Source organism: Microbacterium sp. NPDC055442 (assembly GCF_053644215.1).
On the sequence record NZ_JBSHLF010000001.1, the window covers coordinates 772,216 to 794,935 of the forward strand.

The 22,720-nt window shown below is 70.4% G+C and carries 23 protein-coding genes; 5 read left to right on the forward strand and 18 right to left on the reverse strand.

Annotated features, from left to right (window positions below; all coding sequences use genetic code 11):
• Genes ACWIBS_RS03805 through ACWIBS_RS03830 form a run of 6 tightly spaced genes read right to left on the reverse strand, consistent with a single transcriptional unit; the run spans position 1 to position 5,214 of the window.
• Positions 1 to 981 (reverse strand): 1,4-dihydroxy-2-naphthoate polyprenyltransferase, encoded by a 981-nt coding sequence (locus ACWIBS_RS03805; RefSeq protein ID WP_376125005.1) that lies wholly within the window; start codon positions 979 to 981, stop codon positions 1 to 3.
• A gap of 15 nt (positions 982 to 996) precedes the next feature.
• Positions 997 to 2,151 carry an AMP-binding protein gene (locus tag ACWIBS_RS03810; RefSeq protein WP_376125003.1) on the reverse strand — a complete coding sequence of 385 codons (1,155 nt, stop codon included), beginning with the start codon at positions 2,149 to 2,151 and terminating at the stop codon, positions 997 to 999.
• Positions 2,151 to 3,050 (reverse strand): 1,4-dihydroxy-2-naphthoyl-CoA synthase, encoded by a 900-nt coding sequence (locus ACWIBS_RS03815; RefSeq protein ID WP_376125000.1) that lies wholly within the window; start codon positions 3,048 to 3,050, stop codon positions 2,151 to 2,153. Before ACWIBS_RS03815 ends, ACWIBS_RS03810 begins: the two co-directional genes overlap by 1 nt.
• 32 nt (positions 3,051 to 3,082) lie before the next feature.
• Entirely contained in the window at positions 3,083 to 3,880 is a 798-nt protein-coding gene (locus ACWIBS_RS03820) for an LLM class F420-dependent oxidoreductase (RefSeq protein WP_376124998.1), read from the reverse strand.
• A gap of 36 nt (positions 3,881 to 3,916) precedes the next feature.
• Complete coding sequence (locus ACWIBS_RS03825; RefSeq protein WP_376124996.1) at positions 3,917 to 4,879, reverse strand: permease prefix domain 1-containing protein; 963 nt, start codon at positions 4,877 to 4,879, stop codon at positions 3,917 to 3,919.
• Positions 4,876 to 5,214: a PadR family transcriptional regulator gene (locus ACWIBS_RS03830; RefSeq protein ID WP_376124994.1), complete on the reverse strand. Its 339-nt coding sequence runs from the start codon at positions 5,212 to 5,214 to the stop codon at positions 4,876 to 4,878. Before ACWIBS_RS03830 ends, ACWIBS_RS03825 begins: the two co-directional genes overlap by 4 nt.
• Positions 5,215 to 5,407: 193 nt before the next feature.
• On the opposite strand from ACWIBS_RS03830, the gene ACWIBS_RS03835 reads away from it, so the two are divergent.
• Entirely contained in the window at positions 5,408 to 6,391 is a 984-nt protein-coding gene (locus ACWIBS_RS03835; RefSeq protein WP_376124992.1) for an o-succinylbenzoate synthase, read from the forward strand.
• Between the two features lie 102 nt (positions 6,392 to 6,493).
• Here ACWIBS_RS03835 and ACWIBS_RS03840 read toward each other — a convergent pair whose 3' ends face one another.
• Complete coding sequence (locus ACWIBS_RS03840) at positions 6,494 to 7,114, reverse strand: TetR/AcrR family transcriptional regulator (RefSeq protein ID WP_376124990.1); 621 nt, start codon at positions 7,112 to 7,114, stop codon at positions 6,494 to 6,496.
• 129 nt (positions 7,115 to 7,243) lie between these two features.
• Between ACWIBS_RS03840 and ACWIBS_RS03845 the strand changes: the two genes are divergently transcribed.
• The gene (locus ACWIBS_RS03845) at positions 7,244 to 10,021 is read left to right on the forward strand and encodes an MMPL family transporter (RefSeq protein ID WP_376124988.1); all 2,778 of its coding nucleotides are present in this window, start codon (positions 7,244 to 7,246) and stop codon (positions 10,019 to 10,021) included.
• Entirely contained in the window at positions 10,018 to 12,018 is a 2,001-nt protein-coding gene (locus ACWIBS_RS03850; RefSeq protein WP_376124986.1) for a YhgE/Pip family protein, read from the forward strand. Before ACWIBS_RS03845 ends, ACWIBS_RS03850 begins: the two co-directional genes overlap by 4 nt.
• A gap of 354 nt (positions 12,019 to 12,372) precedes the next feature.
• Here the strand turns inward: ACWIBS_RS03850 and ccsB are convergent, their stop codons facing one another.
• The 6 genes from ccsB to ACWIBS_RS03880 form a co-directional block, all read right to left on the reverse strand.
• The gene (ccsB, locus tag ACWIBS_RS03855; RefSeq protein ID WP_376124983.1) at positions 12,373 to 13,380 is read right to left on the reverse strand and encodes a c-type cytochrome biogenesis protein CcsB; all 1,008 of its coding nucleotides are present in this window, start codon (positions 13,378 to 13,380) and stop codon (positions 12,373 to 12,375) included.
• A 5-nt stretch (positions 13,381 to 13,385) separates the two neighbouring features.
• Complete coding sequence (resB, locus tag ACWIBS_RS03860) at positions 13,386 to 15,089, reverse strand: cytochrome c biogenesis protein ResB (RefSeq protein WP_376124980.1); 1,704 nt, start codon at positions 15,087 to 15,089, stop codon at positions 13,386 to 13,388.
• Between the two features lies 1 nt (position 15,090).
• Positions 15,091 to 15,894 (reverse strand): cytochrome c biogenesis CcdA family protein, encoded by an 804-nt coding sequence (locus tag ACWIBS_RS03865; protein ID WP_376124977.1) that lies wholly within the window; start codon positions 15,892 to 15,894, stop codon positions 15,091 to 15,093.
• Positions 15,891 to 16,514 (reverse strand): TlpA family protein disulfide reductase, encoded by a 624-nt coding sequence (locus ACWIBS_RS03870; protein ID WP_376124975.1) that lies wholly within the window; start codon positions 16,512 to 16,514, stop codon positions 15,891 to 15,893. The genes ACWIBS_RS03865 and ACWIBS_RS03870 overlap by 4 nt, the downstream gene beginning before the upstream one ends.
• Positions 16,514 to 17,143, reverse strand: a complete 630-nt coding sequence (locus tag ACWIBS_RS03875) for a histidine phosphatase family protein (RefSeq protein WP_376124972.1) — start codon at positions 17,141 to 17,143, stop codon at positions 16,514 to 16,516. Before ACWIBS_RS03875 ends, ACWIBS_RS03870 begins: the two co-directional genes overlap by 1 nt.
• A 62-nt stretch (positions 17,144 to 17,205) precedes the next feature.
• Complete coding sequence (locus tag ACWIBS_RS03880) at positions 17,206 to 18,291, reverse strand: DUF368 domain-containing protein (RefSeq protein WP_376124969.1); 1,086 nt, start codon at positions 18,289 to 18,291, stop codon at positions 17,206 to 17,208.
• Between the two features lie 34 nt (positions 18,292 to 18,325).
• On the opposite strand from ACWIBS_RS03880, the gene aspS reads away from it, so the two are divergent.
• Together aspS and ACWIBS_RS03890 are read left to right on the forward strand one after the other, a co-directional pair.
• Positions 18,326 to 19,666: an aspartate--tRNA(Asn) ligase gene (aspS, locus tag ACWIBS_RS03885; protein WP_376124966.1), complete on the forward strand. Its 1,341-nt coding sequence runs from the start codon at positions 18,326 to 18,328 to the stop codon at positions 19,664 to 19,666.
• A gap of 90 nt (positions 19,667 to 19,756) precedes the next feature.
• On the forward strand, positions 19,757 to 20,560 hold the full coding sequence (locus ACWIBS_RS03890; protein WP_376124963.1) for a tyrosine-protein phosphatase: 804 nt from the start codon (positions 19,757 to 19,759) through the stop codon (positions 20,558 to 20,560).
• 65 nt (positions 20,561 to 20,625) lie between these two features.
• Here ACWIBS_RS03890 and ACWIBS_RS03895 read toward each other — a convergent pair whose 3' ends face one another.
• The 5 genes from ACWIBS_RS03895 to ACWIBS_RS03915 form a co-directional block, all read right to left on the reverse strand.
• The gene (locus ACWIBS_RS03895; protein ID WP_376131447.1) at positions 20,626 to 20,880 is read right to left on the reverse strand and encodes a glutaredoxin family protein; all 255 of its coding nucleotides are present in this window, start codon (positions 20,878 to 20,880) and stop codon (positions 20,626 to 20,628) included.
• On the reverse strand, positions 20,877 to 21,179 hold the full coding sequence (locus tag ACWIBS_RS03900) for a rhodanese-like domain-containing protein (protein ID WP_376131444.1): 303 nt from the start codon (positions 21,177 to 21,179) through the stop codon (positions 20,877 to 20,879). Before ACWIBS_RS03900 ends, ACWIBS_RS03895 begins: the two co-directional genes overlap by 4 nt.
• Positions 21,180 to 21,266: 87 nt before the next feature.
• Positions 21,267 to 21,365 carry a 30S ribosomal protein bS22 gene (locus tag ACWIBS_RS03905; protein WP_003792170.1) on the reverse strand — a complete coding sequence of 33 codons (99 nt, stop codon included), beginning with the start codon at positions 21,363 to 21,365 and terminating at the stop codon, positions 21,267 to 21,269.
• Positions 21,366 to 21,448: 83 nt separating this feature from the next.
• Positions 21,449 to 21,640: a helix-turn-helix domain-containing protein gene (locus tag ACWIBS_RS03910; RefSeq protein WP_179519823.1), complete on the reverse strand. Its 192-nt coding sequence runs from the start codon at positions 21,638 to 21,640 to the stop codon at positions 21,449 to 21,451.
• Between the two features lie 102 nt (positions 21,641 to 21,742).
• Positions 21,743 to 22,672, reverse strand: a complete 930-nt coding sequence (locus ACWIBS_RS03915) for a TetR/AcrR family transcriptional regulator (protein WP_376131440.1) — start codon at positions 22,670 to 22,672, stop codon at positions 21,743 to 21,745.
• Between the last annotated feature and the right edge of the window lie 48 nt (positions 22,673 to 22,720).

The following is a 22,720-nucleotide window of genomic DNA, read 5'->3' on the forward strand; positions in this document are numbered from 1 at the left end:
TCAGCCGAGGAACGCCCACATCAGGAAGGCGCCGTAGCCGACCGACGTGAGCGACGTCAGGGCGAGGGCGACGACGAGTTCGCGCGGATCGCGATAGGTCCACACGATCAGGATCGCGGGCAGCGCCGCGAGCAGTGCGAGCAGCGAGAGCCACGCGATCGGGTAGAACAGCGCGAGGAACGCCGCGATGAGGAACGGCGCGATCACGAAGACGGTGAACAGCACCCGCGTCGCCGTCCGCCCGATGAGCACCGTGAGCGTGCGCTTGCCGGCCGCCCGGTCCTGGTCGATGTCGCGCAGATTGTTCGCCAGCAGCACGGCGCACGCGAGCAGGCCCGCCGCGACGGCGCCGAACCAGGCCTCCTGGGGCAGCGCCAGGGCCTGCACCCAGGTCGTGCCGAGCGTCGCGACGAGACCGAAGAAGACGAAGACGAAGACCTCGCCCAGCGCCGCGTAGCCGTACGGCCGCTTGCCCCCCGTGTAGAACCACGCCGCGACGATGCACGCCACGCCCACGGCGAGGAGCCACCACTGCTGCGTGCGGATCGTCACGGCCAGGCCCGCGATCGCCGCGATCGCGAAGAAGACGAGTGCGACCGTGAGCACGGTGCGCGGCTTCGCCTTGCGGGCAGCGGTCAGTCGGGCGGGACCCACGCGGTGGTCGTCGGTGCCGCGGATGCCGTCGCTGTAGTCATTGGCGTAGTTGACGCCGATCTGCAGCGACACCGCGACGATGAGGCAGCACAGGGCGATGACCCAGTGGAATTCGTCGACGACGAGCATCGCCGCCCCCGTACCGATGAGGATCGGGGTGATCGCGAGCGGCAGGGTGCGCAGACGTGCGGCACCGATCCAATCGCGGAGCGTCGCCGGTTCGACCTTGCGGGGGTCGCCCTGCTCACGCGACTTCTGCGGGTTGCCGCGCACGTTCTGCTTCTTGGATGCCGGACGCTTGCGCTTCTTGCTCGAGGTGCCTGCCACGACTGGCCATCCTAGTCAGCCGAGCGCGGCGACGGCGCGGCGGATCGCCTCTCGATCGGGCTTGCCCGACGGCAGCGCCGCGATCTCGTCGACGAGCACGAGCCGCGCCGGTCGCGCGTGCGCGCCGATCTCGGCGCCGACCGCGGCACGCGCTTCGTCGAGCTGTGTCGACTCGCTGCGCCGCAAGGCCTCACCGCGCGCGGTGACGATGACGGATGCCTCACCCCAGCGCTCGTCGGGAACCCCGACGACGACGGCTGAAGCGAGGCCGGGCACGGTCCGCACGATCCGCTCGACCCGATCGAGCGAGATGTTCAGGCCCCCCGAGACGATGACGTTGTCGATGCGGCCGCGCACGCGCAGCACGCCGTCGTCGAGGACGCCCGCGTCGCCTGTCCGGTACCACCGGGTGCCGGCGTCGTCCCGCACGAAGACGGCGTCGGTCAGCTCGGAGTCGCCCAGGTACCCGTCGGCGAGGGTCGGTCCGGCCACCTGCACTTCGCCGCGCTCGATCCGCAGCGCCACACCGCGCAGGCGCCGGCCGTCGTAGACGCATCCGCCGCTCGTCTCGGTCGAGCCGTACGTGCGAGTGATGCGCGCGCCCGCCGTCTCGGCGCGTTCGAGCGTGACGGGCGGGAGCGCCTGCCCGCCCACGAGGATCCGCTCGAACGAGCGCAGTGCCGCGAGCACATCGGCATCGTGCTCGGCAGCGTCGAGCAGCGTCGTCAGCTGCGCCGGCACGAGCGAGGTGAAGGTCGGCACCCGCCGGCCGCCCTCGCTCGAGGCCATCGTGAGGGCGGCCGCGGTGAACGCGCGCGGCGAGAATGTGCCCGAGAGGATCGCCGGTTCGCGGTCGGCGACGATCGACCGCACGAGCACCTGCAGCCCCGCGACGTAGCCCGCCGGCAGCGCCAGCAGCCACGCTCCGTCTCCGATCCGGTCGGCGGTCGCGAGCGCGCTCGCCGTGAGGGCGTCGCGGCTCAGCGCGACGCTCTTGGGCACGCCCGTGGATCCTGAGGTCGTCACGACGACGGCGGTGCCCGCCCGCACATCGATGGGCATCGCCCCCACATGCCCGATCCCGAGCGCGGGTCCTGCCCCGTGCAGCGCGACACGCAGCGCCCGCATCAGATCGCGCGGGTCGTCACCGGTGACGGGTTCGAGTCGCATCAGTAGTGATACGGGTACGGCGACCAGTCGGGTTCGCGCTTCTCGAGGAACGCGTCGCGGCCTTCGGCTCCCTCGTCGGTGCCGTACGCGAAGCGCGTCGTCTCACCGGCGAACAGCTGCTGCCCGACGAGCCCGTCGTCGGGCAGGTTGAACGCGTACTTGAGCATGCGGATCGCCGTGGGCGACTTCGACAGGATCGTGCGCGCCATCGCGATCGCCTCGCGCTCGAGCTCGGCGTGCGGCACGACGCGGTTGACGGCGCCCATCTCGTAGGCGCGCGCGGCGGAGTACTCCTCGGCGAGGAAGAACACCTCACGGGCGATCTTCTGCCCGACCTGCCGGGCCATGTAGGCCGAGCCGTATCCGGCGTCGAACGAGCCCACGTCGGCGTCGGTCTGCTTGAAGCGGCCGTGCTCGGCCGATGCGATCGACAGGTCGCACACGATGTGCAGGGAGTGCCCGCCGCCGGCCGCCCACCCCGGGATGACCGCGATGACGACCTTCGGCATGAAGCGGATGAGCCGCTGCACCTCGAGGATGTGCAGCCGCCCCGCGCGACCGGGGTCGGCGACGGCGGCCTCGTCGTCGGAGTACTTGTATCCGTCCTTGCCGCGGATGCGCTGATCGCCGCCCGAGCAGAACGCCCACCCGCCGTCTTTCGGGCTCGGCCCGTTGCCGGTCAGCAGAACGGCGCCGATGCGCGGATCCTGCCGTGCCGTGTCCAGCGCCCGGTACAGCTCGTCGACCGTGTGCGGCCGGAACGCGTTGCGAACCTCGGGACGATCGAAGGCGATCCGCGCGATGCGCCCGTCTTTCGACACATGCGCCGTGACATCGGTGTAAGCGTCGGCGCCGGGTGCCGGCATCCATTCACGCTCGTCGAACAGCTCAGAGACCATGGGTTTCACCTTACGGCGACGGATGCCGCGACTCACGCGCCGTTCTTGGCGTCACGCCAGCGCAGCCACGACCGGACGAGGCCGAAGTCGTAGTCGGGCCCGGCGAATCCGAGCGTGAACATGCGCGTGCCGGCGTCGTAGAGGGCGTCGGCGACGTCTTCATCGCGGCGCTCCAATTCGTTGGAGACGACGAGGTTCGACGTGTCCCGGCCCTCCTCCTCGGCCCACCGGTCGATGACGGAGAGCTTGTGCGGCATCTCTTCGGGCGCGACGAAGCTGTGCCAGATGTCGGCGTGCCGGGCGACGAGGCGCAGGGTCTTCTGCTCGCCCTTCCCGCCGATCATGATCGGGATGCGGCGCGTCGGCGCCGGGTTGAGCTTCGCCCAGCGCGCCTCGATGCGGGCGAGCCCGTCGGCGAGGTCGTTCAGGCGCGTGCCGGGGGTGCCGAACTCGTAGCCGTACTCGTCGTAGTCGCGCTGGAACCATCCCGCGCCCGTCCCGAAGATGAACCGGCCCTCGCCGCCCTTGGCCGAGATGTGGTCGATCGTGCGGGCCATGTCCGCCTGCAGGTCGGGGTTGCGGTAGCTGTTGCAGTTGACCAGCGACCCGAACTCGACGCGCTCGGTCTGCTCGGCCCACGCGCCGAGCATCGTCCACGATTCGAAGTGGAGGCCGTCGGGCTCCCCGCGCAGGGGGAAGAAGTGATCCCAGTTGAACAGGACGTCCACGCCCATGTCCTCGAGGCGGCGGACCGCGTCGCGCAGGTCGGGGTAGGTGACGTGCTGGGGCTGCAACTGCACGCCCAGCCGGACCGGAGTGTCGAAGAGCATGTGCCTCAGCCTACGTCCGCCGCCTCACGGGCGAGGTCAGCGCGAGCGACGGGCCTTGAGGAAGGCGTCGATCGCATCCCACACCGCGATGCCGACGATTCCGAAGCCGAAGATCACCGCGATGATCGTCGTGACGGTCTCGCCGTCATCGGGCACGAAGGTCGGGAAGAACTCGGGGTTGAGCAGGCGATCGGTGAGCAGCAGCCACACCGCCGGCACGACGATCGCGAGGTTGAGCACGACGTTGATCGTCGCCAGTCGCGTGTCCCATCGGCCTCGCGCGTAGACCGCGATCGCGAGCAGGGCCTCGAGGGCGATCAGCAGCAGAAGCACGGCGATCCCCACCGGCCAGAGGTCGGGCGCGAGGAACGACACCCAGCCCCCGCCGTCCGCGAAGTAGACGACGCCGACGAAGTGGTCCCACAGCACCGCGCCGGCCATGACCGCGAGCAGCACGAGCGAGGCGACGAGATCGCTGAGCGTCGCGCCGCGTTCGCGGGGCTCGGGCAGCCGATCGAGGGTCCACTCGCCGACGAACCCGACATCGGCGCCGCGGGCGGCGCGCTCGACGATGAAGAAGACGAGCGTCGTCCAGAACGCGATGTGCACGATGCTGCCCATGAGCACGGCCCACGCCGTGCCGAAGATCTCGCCGACAGGCTCTTGCGCGAGCGACATGCCGAGCGTCGTGCCGACGACGGCGCACGCGGGCACGATCGCCCACAGGAGCTTGAGCAGGCGCCACCACGTGAGGTAGTACCGCGGCCCGATGAGGAACAGCGGCCGGTCGGTGTAATCGGCGGCGAGCTTGTCGGGATCGCCGAGCTCGGTGAGCACGGCGTGCTCCGCATCGTCGCGCGCCAGGCCCTCGTCGAGGCGGGCGTCGATCTGATCGTCGATGGAGGCGCGGAGCTCGGCGGCCAAGTCAGCGCGCTGCTTCTCGGGCACCGTGCGCATCGCGGCGTCGATGTAGCGGTCGGTCAGGGTCATGGCGTTCATGAGTCCTCCTGAGGGAGCCCCTCGATCGCGGCGGCGATCGAGCGGAAGTCGTCGGTGAGAGTGGCGAGCAGACGCGCGCCGGCGTCGCTCGTGCGGTAGAACTTGCGGGGCCGAGCCTCGTCGGTGTTCCACTCGCTCGTCAGATGCCCCTGCTTCTCCAGCCGGCGCAGGAGCGGGTACAGCGTGTTCGCATCCGTGTCGAAGCCCCGGGATCGCAGCTCTTCGAGCAGGCCGTAGCCGTAGCCGGGCTGTTCGAGCAGGCGCAGACAGGCCAGCACGACCGTGCCGCGCCGCAGCTCCTGCCGGTGCGTCTCGAGGGCTTCCGTTTCGCTCACGCCTGACACGATACCGTGTGACACACACTATTGGCAAGAGCACATCATTGTTCACGGTGTCGACGTCGAGAACTCCGGATGAATCCGCACATCGGCCCGACAACTCCGGAGGAACCGGCACATCGAGGGCCCAAACCGGGCGTCCTCAAAGAAAGTCCGGAGTTGTCGACGCTCCTCGCGGCAGGATGGGGGCATGACCCCGCCTCCCCTCGCCGACATCCTCGCGAACGCGCACGTCGTATCCCTGCCGCTCGCGACACGCTTCCGCGGGATCGACGTGCGCGAGGCCGTCGTTCTCGAGGGACCCGAGGGGTGGACGGAGTTCTCGCCCTTCGCCGAGTACGACGACGCCGAGGCCGCGACGTGGCTCGCCGCGTCGATCGACTACGGGTGGCAGCGGCAACCGGCGCCGCGGCGCGACCTCGTGCCGGTCAACGCCACGGTGCCGGCCGTTCCCGCCGCGTCGGTCGGCGGCGTCCTCGCCCGCTTCGACGGCTGCCGCACCGCCAAGGTCAAGGTCGGCGGCGAGAGCACACTGGCCGACGACATCGCGCGCGTCGCGGCCGTACGCCAGGCGCTGGGGCCCGAGGGCCGCATCCGCGTCGACGCGAACGGCGCGTGGAACATCGACGAAGCCGAGCGCGCGATCCACGCCTTCGCCGAATACGACCTCGAGTATGCCGAGCAGCCGTGCGCGACTTTGGACGAGCTCGCGGAACTGCGCCGGCGCGTGGCCTACATGGGCATCCCGATCGCGGCCGACGAGAGCGTCCGCAAGGCCGAAGACCCCCTCGCCGTCGCCCGCGCGGGCGCGGCGGACCTGCTCGTCGTCAAGGCGCAGCCGCTCGGCGGCGTGCGCCGGGCGCTCGACATCGTCGAGGCCGCGGGGCTGCCGGCCGTCGTCTCGAGCGCGCTCGACACCTCGATCGGGCTCGCGATGGGCGTCGCCCTCGCCGCCGCCCTGCCCGAGCTCGACTACGACTGCGGGCTCGGCACGGCGTCGCTCCTCACGGCCGACGTGGTCGCCGCCCCGCTCACTCCGCGCGGCGGGTCACTGCCGGTCGGGCGCGTGAGCGCCGACCCCGCCCTGCTCGCCGAGCACGCGGCATCCGCCGAGCGTCGGGCGTGGTGGCTCGATCGTGTGGAGCGCTGCCACACGCTACTCGCGGCGCGCTGACCCGGCACGCCCCGGCCGCACCGCCACACCCTGCTCGAGGCGCGCTGACCCGGCGCACCCCGGCCGCACCGCCACGCGCGCAGGGCGCCGACGGCTCCCGCGTCAGGCGGGTTCGACGAGCGCTGTCGCGAGGTTCGCGGTGCGCTCGTTGACGAGTGCGCACATCGCCGTGAAGTCGAGGCCGGCCATGACGGCGTAAGCCGCCGTGTCCTCCCACTGCTGCAGGATCAGCTGGGCGAAATCGCGCTCGGGCAGCCGCAGCGTCAGCCCGTACCGGGCGCTGAGTTCGGCGATGACGCCGGCGACGCGCTCGACCAGGCCCGCCTGCCACGCGAGATACGCCGTCGCGAGGGCCGCGTCGCGCATGGCGCGCGTGCGGATCTCGCTCGTGAGCAGAATGCCCATCTTCTCGTCGATCGCGACGTCGAGCACGCGCTGCACGATGTCCGCCGGAGTGAACTGCTCGCCCGTCTCACTCAACTCGGCGATGCGGGCCGTGACGAGGTCGATCTTCTGCTCCGCGACGCGCTCGGTGAGCGCGAGCATGAGCTCGTCCTTGGTCTCGAAGTTCGAATAGAAGGCTCCGCGGCTGAAGCCGGCGCGCTCGCAGATGACTTCGACGGATGCCGCATCCACGCCGACTTCGGCGAACACCTGTGCGGCGGCGTCGAGGAGCTTCTGCCGGGTCGCCTCGCGGCGACGCGTGACGGTCACATCGCTCATGCGCATCCTCCTCGGGCCATCTTCACACGGGCCGCCCAGCTTGAGAGCCTCGGCACACCTTACGATACATTCGTGTATCCGATACAGCACTGTATCCACCCCGCCTGAACCCACGAAGCCGGAGACGCTGTGTCGACTCTTCTGTACTCGCTCGGCCGCTGGTCGTACCGCCACCCTTGGCGCGTCCTCGTCGCCTGGATCCTGCTGCTCGGCATCGCCGGCGGTGGAGCGCTCGCGTTCAGCAAGGGCACCGACAACGCCTTCACGATCCCGGGCACCGAGTCCCAAGCCGGCCTCGAGCAGCTCGAACGCACCTTCCCGCAGGTGAGCGGCACGAGCGCACAGCTCGTCGTGGTGGCCGCCGACGGCGATCGGGTCGTCGACGGCGCATACGCCGACGCGATCACGGCCGCCGTGACCGAATTCGGCGCGATCGACGAGATCCTCGGCGTCACCGATCCGTTCGACGAGATGATCTCGGGCCTCGTGAACGACGACGAGAGCGCCGCCATCATCCGCCTGCAGTTCGACGGCCAGGCCACCGATGTCTCCCCCGAGACCACGGCACAACTCACCGACGTCGCCGACGCGCTCGCGGAGGGTCTGCCCGCCGGCTCCGAGGTGGCTCTGGGCGGAGACCTCTTCTCGGTGTCGGTGCCCGGCCTCACCGTCACCGAGCTCGTCGGCGTGCTGATCGCGCTGCTCGTGCTGATGGTGACCTTCCGCTCCTTCCTCGTCGCGGGCCTCCCCCTCGCCACGGCGCTCGTGGGCGTGGGCCTGTCGATGGCCCTCATCCTGCTCGCCACGGCCGTCGCCTCGGTCTCGTCGACGACGCCGCTCCTGGCCCTCATGCTGGGACTCGCGGTCGGCATCGACTACGCCCTGTTCATCGCCGCGCGACATCAGGATCAGGTGCGCGGCGGCATGGATCCCGAGGAGTCCGTCGCCCGCGCGACCGGCACGGCGGGATCGGCCGTCGTCTTCGCCGGTGTCACGGTGCTCATCGCGCTCGTGGGCTTGAGCTTCGCGAACATCCCGTTCCTCACGACGATGGGCATCGCCGCATCCGTCGCCGTCGCCATCTCGGTCGCCGTCGCGGTCACGCTCACGCCCGCCCTGCTCGGCTTCGTCAAGGGTCGCGTGAAGGGACGGATGCCGCGCCGCGCACCCGCCCGATCGTCGCGGCCTCGCCGCGGATTCGCGACCCGCTGGGTCACGGGGGTGACGCGGCATCCCGTGATCACGACCGTGGCCGTCGTCGTCGGGCTCGGCGTCCTCGCGATCCCCGCGGGAAGCCTCGCGCTCGCGCTGCCGAACGCCGGCGTGCAGCCGGCCGCCTCGCAGGCGCGGCAGAGCTACGACCTGACGGCGGAGCAGTTCGGGCCGGGCTTCAACGGCCCGCTCATCCTGACCGGCACGATCGTCACGTCGACCGATCCCCTCGGGCTCATGGAGGATCTCGCCGCCGAGATCGAGCGGGTGCCCGGCGTCGCCGAGATCGCCCTGGCAACCCCGAACGAGACGGCCGACACCGGCATCATCCAGGTCGTGCCCGAGACGGCGCCCGATGCACCCGAGACCGCACAGCTCGTGCGCGACATTCGCGCCGAGGCCGATCGCCTCTACGACGAATACGGCATCGATCTGACCGTGACGGGCTTCACCGCCGTCGCGATCGACATCTCGGACCGTCTCGGTGCGGCCCTCCTGCCGTTCGGGATCTTCGTCGTCGGACTTTCGTTCATCCTGCTCATGATCGTCTTCCGCTCGATCGCCGTGCCGCTCACCGCGACCCTGGGGTACCTGCTGTCCGTGCTCGCCGCGTTCGGCGTCGTCGCGGCCGTCTTCGAATGGGGCTGGTTCGCCGACCTGCTGCACGTCGCCCGGGTCGGCCCGGTCATCAGCTTCATGCCGATCGTCCTGATGGGCGTGCTGTTCGGCCTCGCGATGGACTATCAGGTGTTCCTCGTCTCGCGCATGCGCGAGGACTACGTGCACGCCTCGCGCGCCCGCAAGGGTCGCGCCGACCGGCTCACCGCGGTCGGTGCGGTGCGGTCGGGGTTCACCGCCTCGGCACGCGTCGTCACCGCGGCGGCGCTCATCATGTTCGCCGTCTTCGCGGCATTCGTGCCCGAAGGGGACTCGTCGATCAAACCGATCGCGCTCGGTCTCGCCGTCGGCATCGCGGTCGACGCGTTCCTCGTGCGCATGACCCTGATCCCGGCGCTCATGGCGCTGCTCGGCGACAAGGCCTGGTGGATGCCGCGCTGGCTCGACCGGCTGCTGCCCCACTTCGACATCGAGGGCGAAGCGGTCGAGCGCGAGCTCGCCCTCGCGGACTGGCCCGAGCCCGCCACGACGGCTGCCGTCGTCGGCGAGCGCGTCACGGTGCGCGCCGAGACCGGCCGCACGGCGGGCGAGGTCGTTCTGTACGACGACGCATCGTTCCGCGTCGAGCCCGGCGGGACCCTGCTGGCCACGGGCGACCCGCGCGCAGCGCGAGCCTTCGCGCTCACGGTGGCGGGCCGTCTCACCCCGAGCGACGGGCGCCTGCGCGTCGCCGGCCATCTGCTGCCCGGCCGCGGCGCGTGGGTGCGCGCGCACGTCGGCGTCGCACTGCTCGCCGACGCGGACGACCCCGTGCGCGAGGTCCGCCGCGCGCTGCGCGGACGCACGCAGCTGGTCGTCATCGACGGGCTCGACGCCCTCGACGCCGCCGCGCGCGACCAGGTCGCGGCATTGCTGCGGGATGCCGCCGGCTCCGCCCGCACGGCGCTCACCGTCGTGGCGACCGCACGATCCGAGGGTCCTGCCCTCGCCCTCCTCGCCGACGCCCATCGGCCCGACCTGACCACTCTCGCTCTGCGTGCCGGAGCGCGCACGGCGACCGCAGAGGTGACCTCATGACACTCCACGCCCCGATCGAACGCGCTCGCTCGCGCCGCCCCGTGACCTGGCTCACGCTGCTCGGCGTGCTCCTGCTGCCCGTCATCATCGGCGGCATCCTCGTCGCGGCGCTCTACAACCCCGTCGAGCGGCTCGACGGGCTGCAGGCCGCCGTCGTGAACGAGGACCAGGCCGTCACGATCGACGACCAGCTCGTGCCGCTCGGCCGGCAACTGACCGCGGGGCTCGTCGAGGGCTCCGACGACCAGCCCTCGAACCTCTCCTGGACGATCTCGAACGCCGACGATGCCCGCGAGGGACTCGCCGACGGCACGTACGCGGCCGTCATCACGATCCCGTCGAACTTCTCGGCCGCGGCGACCTCGACCCGCCCCGGTGAGACGCCCGAGCGAGCGACGATCGAAGTGCAGACGCCCCCGGACAGCCTCATCGTCGACGACGCCATCACGGCGCAGGTGGCCTCGGCTGCGGCATCCGTCATGGGAGAGCAGCTCTCGACGGTGTATCTCGAGAACGTCCTGCTCGGCTTCACGACCCTCGGCGACCAGCTCGGCGACGCAGCGTCGGGTGCGACGCAGCTCGCGGACGGCGCGACCCAGGCGTCTGACGGAGCGTCCCAGCTCGCCGACGGGATGCCGCAGCTCGCCGACGGGGCGACGGGACTCGCGTCGGGAGCAACGGCACTGCAGCAGGGGCTCGGGCAGCTCGGGACCGGCGCCCGGGACGCCGCGACCGGCGCGAGCCGGCTGGCGGCCGGTGTCGATGCCGGTGCGGCTGAGCTCGAGGCCACGGGCATCGTGCCGGCCGAACTCACGAGCGTCGCGAACGGCGCGGCCACGGCGACGGGAATGGCCGCGACGAGCGCGGGCGAGGCGGCGGCGAGCCTGCAGACCCTCGCGGCTTCGTGCACGCAGTCCGCGGAGTTCTGCGCGCAGCTCGCCGATGCCGCGCTGTCCGCGGGCACGGCATCCGTGATCCTCACCGGCGACGGCACGCAGGCGAACCCCGGCGCTGTCGCGCTCACGCAGTACACGTCCGGCGGTCTCGCGCAGCTCGCCCAGCAGGCGCCCGCCCAGCTCGCCGGTCAGCTGCGCACGATCTCGACGAACGTCGCTTCGCTCGGCGGAGGCGTCGCCCAGCTCGCCGGCGGCATCGACCAGTCGGCGGCAGGCGCGGGGCAGCTCGCCTCGGGCGCCTCGCAGCTCGCGGGCGGCATCGACGAGGCGGGAACCGGCGCGATCTCGCTCGCCGACGGCGTGCAGCAGCTCGCCGACGGCACCGACGAGCTCGCGACCGGGCTCGGGACCGCGGTCGACGAGGTTCCGACCTACACCGAGGCCGAGGCGGCGAGCCTCGCCGAAGTCGTCGCGAACCCCGTCCGAGCCGACGGGGTGGGCACATCGATCTTCGGCGCGTCGGCGATCCCGCTGCTCGCGATGCTCGCGCTGTGGTTCGGCGGACTGGGCACCTTCATCGCCCTCCAGGCCGTCTCGCGCCGGGCGCTCTCGGCTCGCGAGTCGTCGGCGACGCTCGCGCTGCGGGCGTTCCTTCCGGCGGCCGCGCTCGGCGCCGCGCAGGGCGTCCTCGTCGCGGGCGTCGTGCAGCTCGCCGCCTCGTACGACTGGGGTCAGTGGTGGACGTTCGCGGGCGTCGCGGTCGTCGCCGGCATCGCCTTCGCCGCCGTCAACCAGGCGCTCGTGGCCGTGTTCGGCGGAGCCGGACGCTGGATCTCGGCTCTCGTCGGTGTGCTCGCCGTCGCGACCGGGGTCGTCTCGACCGTGCCCGGTGCCCTGTCGGGCATCGCCGCGCTGCTGCCGACCGCCCCCGCATACAACGGCATGGTCGCCGCGCTCACCTCGGCCGAAGGGCTCGGCGCAGGCTGGGCCGGGCTCCTGGTCTGGGCCGTGCTGGCCTTCGGCGCGACCGTCCTCGCGGTCGTCCGCCGTCGCACGACGAGCGCTCGCGCGCTGTTGAAGGCCTCGCCCGCGATCGCCTGACCGCCGCGACGGCGCGCGTGCCCGCGGCATCCCCCGATCAGTTCGTTTGCCCCAGGCATTCCACGATCAGCTCGTTTGCCCCAGGCATTCCACGATCAGTCCGCTCGCCCCAGGCATTCCACGATCAGTTCGTTTGCCCCACATCGCTCCCGCGTGCCCGATGCACCGACTGTTCGAGGCAAATGAACAGGACTCCCGCTCGTTCACTTGCCTCACATGGATGCTGCAGCCCAGTGACGTCGACAGTCTGAGGCAAACGAACGACCCGCTCGACGAACGACCCGCTCGACGAACGACCCGCTCGACGAACGACCGGGGAACAGCCGGGGAACAGCCGGGGAACAGCCGAGGGGGTCAGCTCAGGCCGGAGTAGGCGTGCAGCCCCTTGAAGAACATGTTCACGATCGTGAAGTTGAACACGACGGCCGTGAAGCCGATGATCGACAGCCACGCCGACCGCGTACCGCGCCAGCCGCGCGTCGCACGCGCGTGGATGTAGCCCGCGTAGAGCACCCAGATGACGAAGGTCCACACTTCCTTCGTGTCGAAGCCCCAGTAGCGGCCCCACGCGTCGTTGGCCCAGATCGAGCCGGCGATGAGGGTGAACGTCCAGAAGATGAAGCCGAGGATCGCGAACCGGTAGGCGAGCGTCTCGAGCGTGTCGGCATTCGGCAGCGTGCGCAGGAACCCCGGTCCGGTCTTGCCGGGATCGCCGGATGCCGCCGCAGCGGCCGTGAGCCGCTCGCGCCGCGCCTGCATCAGCTGCGTGATCGACAGGCCGAAGGCGAGGCCGAACAGGGCCGTCGCCAGCGACGCGACGAAGACGTGGATGACGAGCCAGACCGACTTGAGCGGGTCCATCAGCGGCACGACCTCGACATAGAACCCGAGGGTCGCACCTCCGAGCAGCACGACGACGAGGCCCGTGATGAAGGTGCCGAGGAAGCGCAGGTCGTACCGGAACAGCGCGACGAGGTACACCCCGATGATGAGGCACGTGCCGGTCAGCGCGAACTCGTACATGTTCGACCACGGCACCCGTTCGGCCGCGATGCCGCGCGTCACGGCGCCCGCCGTCTGGAAGAGGAAGCCCAGCACCGTGAGCGACGTGCCGATGCGCGCCCACAGCATGCGGGGTCGCTGCGACACGGGCGCCTCGATGGTCGCCGTCGCCGACGCGCGCCCGGACCCGGCGTACCCCGCTCCCACCAGTTCGCGTGCGGCATCGTGCGATGCCACGGTCGAGGCCGAGCGGCGTGCCAGGTCGACGGCGTAGGCGATGAACGCGAGAGCGTAGATCGCGATGGCCGTCCAGACCAGGAGCACCGAGACCGAATCGAGGCTGAGCATGGCGTCGGACATGACTCTCAGTCTACGTGCGCCGCGGATGCCGCATCCCGGCCGGGGCCTCGCTGTGCGAGCGCGGCGGAGTGGCGTTCGGCGACCTCGTCGACCGCCGTCGTGAGGGTCGGATCCTCGCCGCGCGCGAGACCGGCGTACTCGATGCGCAGCGTCTGACCGTCGGGACGGACCTTGACCCAGACGCGACGGCGCGGCACGAACAGCGCCGTGAGCAGACCCAGCGTCGCCAGGACGGCGAACACGAGCACCCACGTCGCCGACGCGTCGCGATGGATCGACAGCGACACGTAGCGTTGCACCGACCCGTCATAGCCTTCGGCGCCCTCGGGCGCGGCGTTCTCGAACGTGAGCGTGCCGAGGCCGTCCGGAAGATCGACGGTCTCCCCCGGCGCGATCTCGATCGAGTCGCCGTTCGTGCGCCCCGCGAGCTCCTCCATCTCGGACGTGTCCAGCGTGTACACCGACCGCGGGACACCGTCGTTGATGCCGAGGTCTCCCTGGTAGACCTCGAGGGTCACGACGGGGTTGATCAGCGCGGGGTAGCTCGACGTGAAGGCGCCCGAGAGCAGCTCCACCTGCGTCGGGTAGAAGAACCCGACGAGGCCGATCTGCTCGGGCAGCCCGTCGGGCACCTTGATGACGCCGAGCGATGTCATGGCGGCGTCCTGCGGCAGGAACGGCACCGCCTCGGAGAAGACGACCTCGCCGTCGGCGTCGCGGATCGTCAGGGCCGGGGCGTAGCCGTTGCCCATCAGGTAGATGCGGTCGCCGGCCATGTCGAGCGGGTGGTTGACCCGCACTTCGACGGGGTGCGGGTCGCCGTCGACCTGCTGCGCCGTCAGGTTCGCGACGAAGTCGCCGGCCTGACCGCCGCCCTGCTCGCCCGAGGGGATGTAGGTCACATCGAACCGGTCGAGCGTGAGCGCGTAGGGGGTCAGGCCGTCGGCGTCGACGAAGCGTCCCGGGTTGAACGAGGTGTAGTCCAGCAGGGTGTTGACGAAGGTGCGGCCCTCGATGATGACGGTCTGTCCCGTGTACGTGAAGCCTCCCCCGATCCCGACGGCCAGCAGCACGCCGACGAGAGACGAGTGGAAGACGAGGTTGCCCGTCTCGCGCAGGTAGCCGCGTTCGGCCGAGACCGACGGCACACCGCGCGTGTCGTACCGCTGCACGCGGTAGCCGCTCTTGCGCAGCTGCTCCTCGGCGAGGTCGACGGCGACGGATGCCGCATCCGCGGCGTCCGCACCGGCAGCCAGGTCGACCGTGCTCACGCGGTGCGCGGCGAGGCGCTCGAGCCGCGCGGGCGTGCGCGGCGGGCGCGAGCGCATCGCCTTCCAGTGGTGCTTCGTGCGCGGGATGACGCACCCGATGAGCGAGACGAACAGCAGGATGTAGATCGCCGAGAACCAGGGCGACGTGTACACGTCGAACATGCTCAGGTTGTCGAGGACCGGGGCGAGGTCGGGATTGTCGGTGTAGTACTGCGTGACGCCGTTGGGGTCGGCGCTGCGCTGCGGCACGAGCGAGCCCGGCACGGCGGCGATCGCGAGCAGCAGCAGCAGCACGAGGGCCGTGCGCATCGAGGTCAGCTGCCGCCAGATCCAGCGCATCCAGCCGACGACGCCGAGCGACGGCTGCTGGATGTCGGTCGACGCGGCATCCGCGTGATCGGCGGGGCGCAGCGTGCCCTCGACGGGCGAATCCGACACGTCAGAGGATCGTCGGGACACTCTGGAACACCCCCTGTAGCTGAGCCATCCACATCGACCACACGCCCGTCACCATGAGCAGCCCGACGAGGATCAGCAGGACGCCGCCGATGATGTTGACGGTGCGGATGTGGCGGCGCAGGAACGACACCGAGCGCGTCGCCCAGCCGAACCCGAGCGTGAGCAGCACGAACGGGATGCCGAGACCGAGCGAGTACGCGAGCCCGAGGAGCGCTCCGCGTCCGGCCGACGCGGCGTCGAAGGACATGTTCAGGATGACGGCGAGCGTCGGCCCGATGCACGGGGCCCAGCCGATGCCGAGCGCGAGGCCGAGCAGCGGCGCCCCGACGAGCCCGATGTTCCCGCGCACCTGCGGGCGCGCGATGCGCTGCGCAAATCCGAACACGCCGATGAAGACGAGACCGAGGAGGATCACGACGACGCCCAGGATGCGCGTGATGACATCAGCGTACTGCAGGAAGAAGATCCCGACCGTGCCGGCGAAGAAGTTCAGCGCCATGAACACGACCGCGAACCCCGCGATGAACAGCAGCACGCCCGCGAGCAGTCGGCCGCGCGGGGGTGCGGCATCCGCTTCGGTCTCCGTTGCTGTCCGGAGTGCGCCGTCTTCGGCGCGAGGCGTCGGGCGGGGGCGGCGCGGCGCGGCGGCGCCGGCGATGAAGCCGAGGTAGCCCGGCACGAGCGGCAGGACGCACGGTGAGAGGAACGAGATGAGACCGGCGAGGATCGCGATCGGCACGGCGACGAGCAGCGAGCCGTCGGCGACGGCGGCGGCCGGGTTCACGCTTCTCCGATGGCGTCGCGCACGAGCGACCGCAGGATCGACTCCTCTTCGACGATGCCGATGACCCGTGCCGCGACGCGACCCTCGCGGTCGAGCACGAGGGTGACGGGCACGGCGCTCAGCGGAGTCTGCCCCGCGAAGGCGAGCTTGATCGAGCCGTCTTCGGTCGTCAGGACGCTCGGATAGCCGACGCCGTACGTGTCGGCGAACGCGCGCGAGGCCTCGGCGCCGTCGTACAGGTTGATGCCGAGGAAGTTCACCCCGTCGACCTGGAACTCCTCGTGCACGGCTTCGAGCACGGGCGCTTCGACCCGGCAGGGCGCGCACGCCGCGTACCAGAAGTTCACGACGAGCACGTCGCCGCGGTAGTCGTCCGATGTCGTCGTGCCGCCCGTGTCGAGCACACCCTCGAAATCGATGGGCTCCGTCCGCTCGTCGACGGGGATCTCGTCGACGCGGAAATCGCCCGAGATGTAGCCCTTGTTGCTGCCCTCGCGGTACTGCTCCGCGAGCGGGTCCTGCGTGCACGCGGCCAAGGACGCCGTGAGCGTCAGCGCCAGAAGAGCGGATGCCGCGGCTCGCAGCCGTCGGCCGCGTCGGCGTGCCGGCAGATCGCGCATCACACCGCCCCCACGTCGATCGCACCGGCCGTTGTCGCGGGCGCCGCGTACGACACTTCGGCCCAGGTGCCGTCCACCAGCTCGAACGACGTGACGCTCGACAGCGCACAGCGTCGTGACCGGGGGTCGTGGCGCAGGGGCAGTCCCGCGACAGCGAGGTGCGTGATCCAGATGGGCAGCTGGTGCGAGACGATGACGACGTCACCGGTGGGCGCGGCGTTCCACGCGTCGGTCATGGCGGCGTCCATGCGGGCGACGACCTCGGCATACGCTTCACCCCAGCTGGGCAGGGCGGGCTTGCGCAGGTGGCGCCAGTTCCACGGATTGGCCAGCGCCCGCGTCATGCGCTTGCCCTCGAAGACGTTCGTCGGCTCGATGACGCGGTCGTCGATGACGGGTTCGATGCCGAACAGCTCGGTGAACGGCTCGGCCGACTCGCGCGTGCGCTGCAGAGGCGAGCAGATGAGCGCCGTGACGGGGCGCTCGAGGTTTCTGACGTACTCGGCGGCCTGCCGCGCCATGCCTCGCCCGTCGGCGCTCAACCCGAATCCGGGAAGCCGACCGTAGAGCACTCGGCGAGGATTGCGGACCTCCCCGTGGCGCACGAGATGAAGGCGATCGGCGGGCACCCGACCAGTCTACGGGGGCGCCGTCTGTGGGGCCGCTGAGCGCGGGTCGTCAGCGCCCGCGCTCACTCGATGTCGAGGCTGGGCACGCGAGTCGGCGCCGACGTGCGGCGATGCAGCTGATGCTCGACGACCAGGAGGGCGACGACGGCTGCGGCTCCGACCACCGCGAGGAGGATCGGCAGACCGATGGGGTCGGTCGGCAGCAGCAGCGCACCCACGCCATGGGAGTCGCCCGCCGTCGCCTGCCACGGCCACAGCGCGCGCAGGGATCCCAGCATCAGTCCCGCCATCGCCAGCAGCGCCAGGCGACGATGACGGTCGAGCAGCCACTTGACGACGCGCACGATGCTGACCAGACCCACGATCGCACCCAGCATGAAGATGCCGATGTAGACGAGGTCGCGCTCGGCGACGGCACGCAGCGTCGGCGTGTAGAGACCGACCGCGAGCAGGAAGAACGACCCGGACAGGCCGGGCACGACGAGCGCGCAGACCGCGATCGCGGCCGCGATCGCGACGGCCCACAGCGGCGGGTCGACCGTAGCCTCCGCACCGGCGAGCCCGACGAGGACGAAGGCGAGCACAGCGGCGACGACGAAGAGAACGATGCCTCCGACGTGGGCCGCAGCACCGCGGGCCTCCTTCGGGATGAGTCGCAGCGGCACGATGATGCTGACGGCGACGAGGCCGAAGAACAGCCCGCGCGAGGCTTCGACGTTGCCGCTCACGAGAGCTTCCACCGGGCCGGCGAGTGTCAGGACGATCGCGATCATCCCCGCCAGGACGGGCACGACGAGCCACCAGTCCACCCGGCGGATCTCGGCGATGAAGCCGCGGCCGCGGTCAGGACCGGCGATCAGACGCTTGAAGGCCGACACGACGTGCGATGCCCCGTCGATGAGACGCTCGAACACCCCCGTGATGAGGGCCACGGTGCCGCCGGAGATCCCGGGAACGAGCTCGGCGAGACCGATGAGCGCGCCGCGGATGACGTTGAGGATGACGTGGCCCGGCCGGAACCGCCGATCCGGGCGGGGAGTGTCGACGGGCAGGGGCGGGACGTCCGTGGGACGATCATCCGACTGCGAGAGGTCGCGGGAGCGCGAAGACTCGGTGCTGGCGTCTTCTTCTGGCGAGTGCGGCGGCATCCTTCGAACGTACCCGCACGTAGACTGAACCCTCGTGACCGAACGCACTCTCGTCTCCCAGCTCCACGCCCGCGAAGGCGGGCCCGTCTCGGTGTCCGGATGGGTCGAGACCGTCCGCGATCAGAAGAAGGTGCAATTCGTCATCCTGCGTGACGAGACCGGCGCCGTGCAGCTGGTCAATCCCGCGACCCGCCCGGCCGAGGACGGCACCGCGCAGGACGCGGCAGCGCTCGCGCTCACCGACACGATCTCGAACCTCGCGACGGGCAGCTTCCTGACAGTGCACGGCGAGCTCAAGCACGACGAACGCGTCAAGCTCGGCGGCGTCGAGATCAAGATCGGCTCCCTCGACATCTCGGCGGCGGCACTGCCCGAGACGCCCATCGCCGCCGACAGCGGCCTGGACAAGCGCATGGACTGGCGTTTTCTCGACCTGCGCCAGCGCCGCAACAACCTGATCTTCCGCGTGCAGACGACTCTCGAGCACGCTTTCCGCACCTACTGGATCGAGCGCGACTACATCGAGGTGCACTCGCCGAAGCTCATGGCGTCGGCGTCGGAGTCCAACGCCGAACTGTTCGCCCTCGAGTACTTCGACGACCAGACGGCGTACCTCGCGCAGTCGCCGCAGTTCTTCAAGCAGATGGCGCAGGTCGCCGGCTTCGGCAAGATCTTCGAGGTCGCGCCCGCCTTCCGCGCCGACCCGTCGTTCACGTCGCGCCACGCGACGGAGTTCACGTCGGTGGACGCCGAGATCAGCTGGATCGACTCGCACGAAGACGTCGCCCGCATGCAGGAGGAGCTCCTGCAGTTCGCCATCCAGGCGGTCAAGGACAAGCACGGCGAAGAGATCGAGCAGCTGTTCGGACTCGAGATCACCGTGCCGGCGATCCCGTTCCCGCGCATCCCGCTCGCCGAGGCGCGCGACATCGTCGCAGCGCGCGGCTATGAGATCCCTCGCACCGACGGCGACCTCGATCCCGAGGGCGAGCGGCAGATCGCGGCATACGTCCAGGAGACCTACGGACACCAGTTCGTCTTCATCACCGACTACCACCCCGAGATCCGCGCTTTCTACCACATGCGCGACGAAGAGACGGGGCTCACGAAGTCGTACGACCTGCTCTTCAACGGCGTCGAGATCACGACCGGCGCGCAGCGCGAGCACCGTGTCGACGTGCTCATCGAGCAGGCGAAGGAGAAGGGTCTCGACCCCGAGCACCTCGAGTTCTACTTCGACTTCTTCCGCTACGGCGCCCCGCCGCACGGCGGCTTCGGCATGGGCCTCGCGCGCGTGCTCATGCTGCTGCTCGGACAGGACTCGATCCGCGAAGTGACGTACCTCTTCCGGGGCCCGACACGCCTGGAGCCCTGACGCCCGTTCCGCCGCGAGTCATCCCCGTTTCACCCCCGTTTCACCCTGGACGAGGGCGGAATCGAGGAGCGTGCTCAATAGGCTGAGCGCATGACGACGACGCTGGCAGGCACCTTCAACTTCCGAGACACGGGCGGGATGCCGCTCACCGGCGGCGGCACGTCGACCGGTGGCATCCTCTATCGATCCGACGCTCTCAGCGCCCTCACTCCCGAGGGGCTCGAGCAGCTCGCCGCGAGCGACATCGGCGTCATCGTCGATTTCCGCACGCCGACCGAGCAGCAGATGGCGCCCGACCGGCTGCCGACGAGCAGGCCGTTCCACGTCGTCGAGCTGCCCCTGCTCGAGGGCGCTGTGACGGGTCTCGCGCAGCAGGGCTTGCAGGCCGTCGCGCAGGGGGGCGACCCCGCCGCGAAGGCGCAGGCCATGCAGCAGATGCTCGCCGCGATCCCCGCCCTGGGCGACATGTACGTCAGCATGCTGCAGCACGGCGCGCCCTCGTTCGCGGAGCTCGCGCGCCTCGTGGGCGCTGCGACGGTCGACCCGCCGACCGCCGTGCTCGTGCACTGCACGGCGGGCAAGGACCGCACGGGCGTCAGCACAGCGCTCGTGCTCGATGCCGTCGGCGTGGAGCGCTCCGCCGTCGTCGCCGACTACGCCGCGTCGCAGCAGAACCTGGCGGGACCGTGGGCGCAGCAGATGTATGCCATGGTCGAGAAGTTCGGGATCCCCCTGACCGACCAGATCCGCGACCTCATCGCGGCGACACCCCCCGCCGCGATCGAGCAGGCCTTCGCGTGGGTCGACGCGCAGGGCGGCTCGGCGGCGTACCTGCAGTCCGGCGGCCTGACCGACGCCGAGCTCGCTGCCCTGCGCACCCGCCTCACCGCCTGACCCGTTCCGCGAGGATGCTGCGCGGCGGGGCGCGTCAGAGGGCCGGGGCACGTCCGGGGGCGAACTCAGGGGGTGAGGGCGGCGCGCAGACGGTCGGGCGCGATGCGCCAGTGACCCAGCAGGTCGCCGTCCACGAGCACGACCGGGATCTTCTCCCACCACTGCGCGTACAGCGCGGCGTCGTCGACGATCGAGCGCTCCTCGACCTCGATGACGTCGGCAACGTCGTCGGGCAGGTCCGCCAGCACGTTCTCGATGACCTCGCGTGCGACGTCGCACAGGTGGCAGTCGGGCTTGCCGATGAGGGTGAGGGTCGTCACCGCAGTCCGTCTTCGGTGGGGTATCCCGCCGCGACCCAGTCGTCCGTGCCGCCCTCGACGTTCGCGGCGTCGTAGCCGCGGGCCTCGAGCACCTCGACGGCCTGCCCCGAGCGCACACCCGACTTGCAGATGACGTCGAAGCCCTCGGCGGGCAACTCGTCGAGGCGTCCGCCGAGCGTGGACATCGGCAGGTTGATGGCGCCGGGGACGCGAACGGCCTCGTACTCCCACGCCTCGCGGACGTCGATCAGCGGGCGGTCGGTGCGGTCCTTCAGCTCATGCACGTCGATCGTCTGCATGGGTCTCCCTCCGGTCGGCGGCAAGACACGAAGCGCCCCTTCGGCAGGCGGAGAGCCTGCCCGGGGGCGCTTGGTGTCGGATGCCGCTTACTTCTTGTTGCGGCGCTGGTGGCGAGTCTTGCGAAGCAGCTTGCGGTGCTTCTTCTTCGCCATGCGCTTGCGGCGCTTCTTGATGACAGAACCCACGGAAACCTCACTAGATCGGGGTCTGGACGCAGAGTCGTCTGCGCCCGGGAACGGGCAATACGGAAAAAATGCCTCGTGACAGCTTACCCGACGTCGGCGATGGGTCGCTGCAGAGCTGCGGTCACGGCGGATTCGGGCACGCGATAGCTGCGGCCGAAGCGCACAGCGGGAAGCTCTCCCGCGTGCACGAGCCGATACACCGTCATCTTCGACACGCGCATCAACTCTGCGACCTCAGCGACGGTCAAGAACCGCACGTCAGGCAGTTCTGCCATGCCGCCCCTCCTCCATGTATCCCCAGTTATGTGCACACTCTAGAGTCACGAGCATACGCGTGTAAACCCGCGTGGCACGTGTGAATGCTGGGACGGGAGTGCTCAGTCGCTTCGCCGCTGTCGCGCCACCCGCTCGCGGGCATCGCGTGCGACCTGGCGCTCGAGCTTGCGGGCATCCCGCAGTGCCTTCTCGGCGTCGCGCGCAGCCTTGCGCGCGTCGCGGAACTTCTTGTCCCCCTCGATGTCGGCATCGTCGACGCCCACCCACGCCGCCCGCTCGGGGGCATCTCCCGCCGCGACCGCCGCGATGTGCGCCTCGAGACCGTCGAGGCTGCGCTCGAGCCCGAAGCCGAACGGATCCGAGTCGTCGAGGAACACCCCGGCGTCGATCGCTTCGCGCAGCGAAGGATAGGCGTCCGCCGTGATGAGCACCCGATAGAGCGCGTCCTCCTTCGCCGTGATCGCGTCGCCGTCGACACCGATCTCGTTCTGACGGCGCAGATAGCCGGCGATGACGGTCCCCGCCCACCGCGCGTGCCCCGTCACGAGAAGCAGCGCCGCCAGCCGCTCTTCGTGTGACAGCGGCGTCCCGGCGAGCGCCTCGAGACCGGCATCCATCCACGCGGCGCTGTTCGGCGTCGTCGGCGCTCCGCTGATGGGGATGTCGAGCATCCACGGATGCTGCAGATACCGCTGCAGCTGCTCGCGGTAGACCGCCGTGAGCCGCTCACGCCAGCTGCCGGCCGTGCGCGCCGCTTCGGACGGCAGCCCGGTCGCCTCCTCCTGCATCAGCAGGATCAGGTCGTCCTTCGCGGTGATGTAGCGATACAGCGACATCGGCGTGAACCCGAGACGCGCGGCAACGGCCGCCATCGACACGGCGCCCAACCCCTCGGCGTCGGCGATCTCGACGGCGGCGTCGACGATCCGCTCGACACTCATCTCGCGCTTCGGTCCGCGCTGCGGGTTCGCGGCGATACCCCACGCGAGAGCGACACCGCGGGGAAGCTCGAGATCTGCGGCATCCGTCATGGGGCTCAGTCTAGGACTGTTTAGCGTGTAAACAGTGTGTTACCGTCA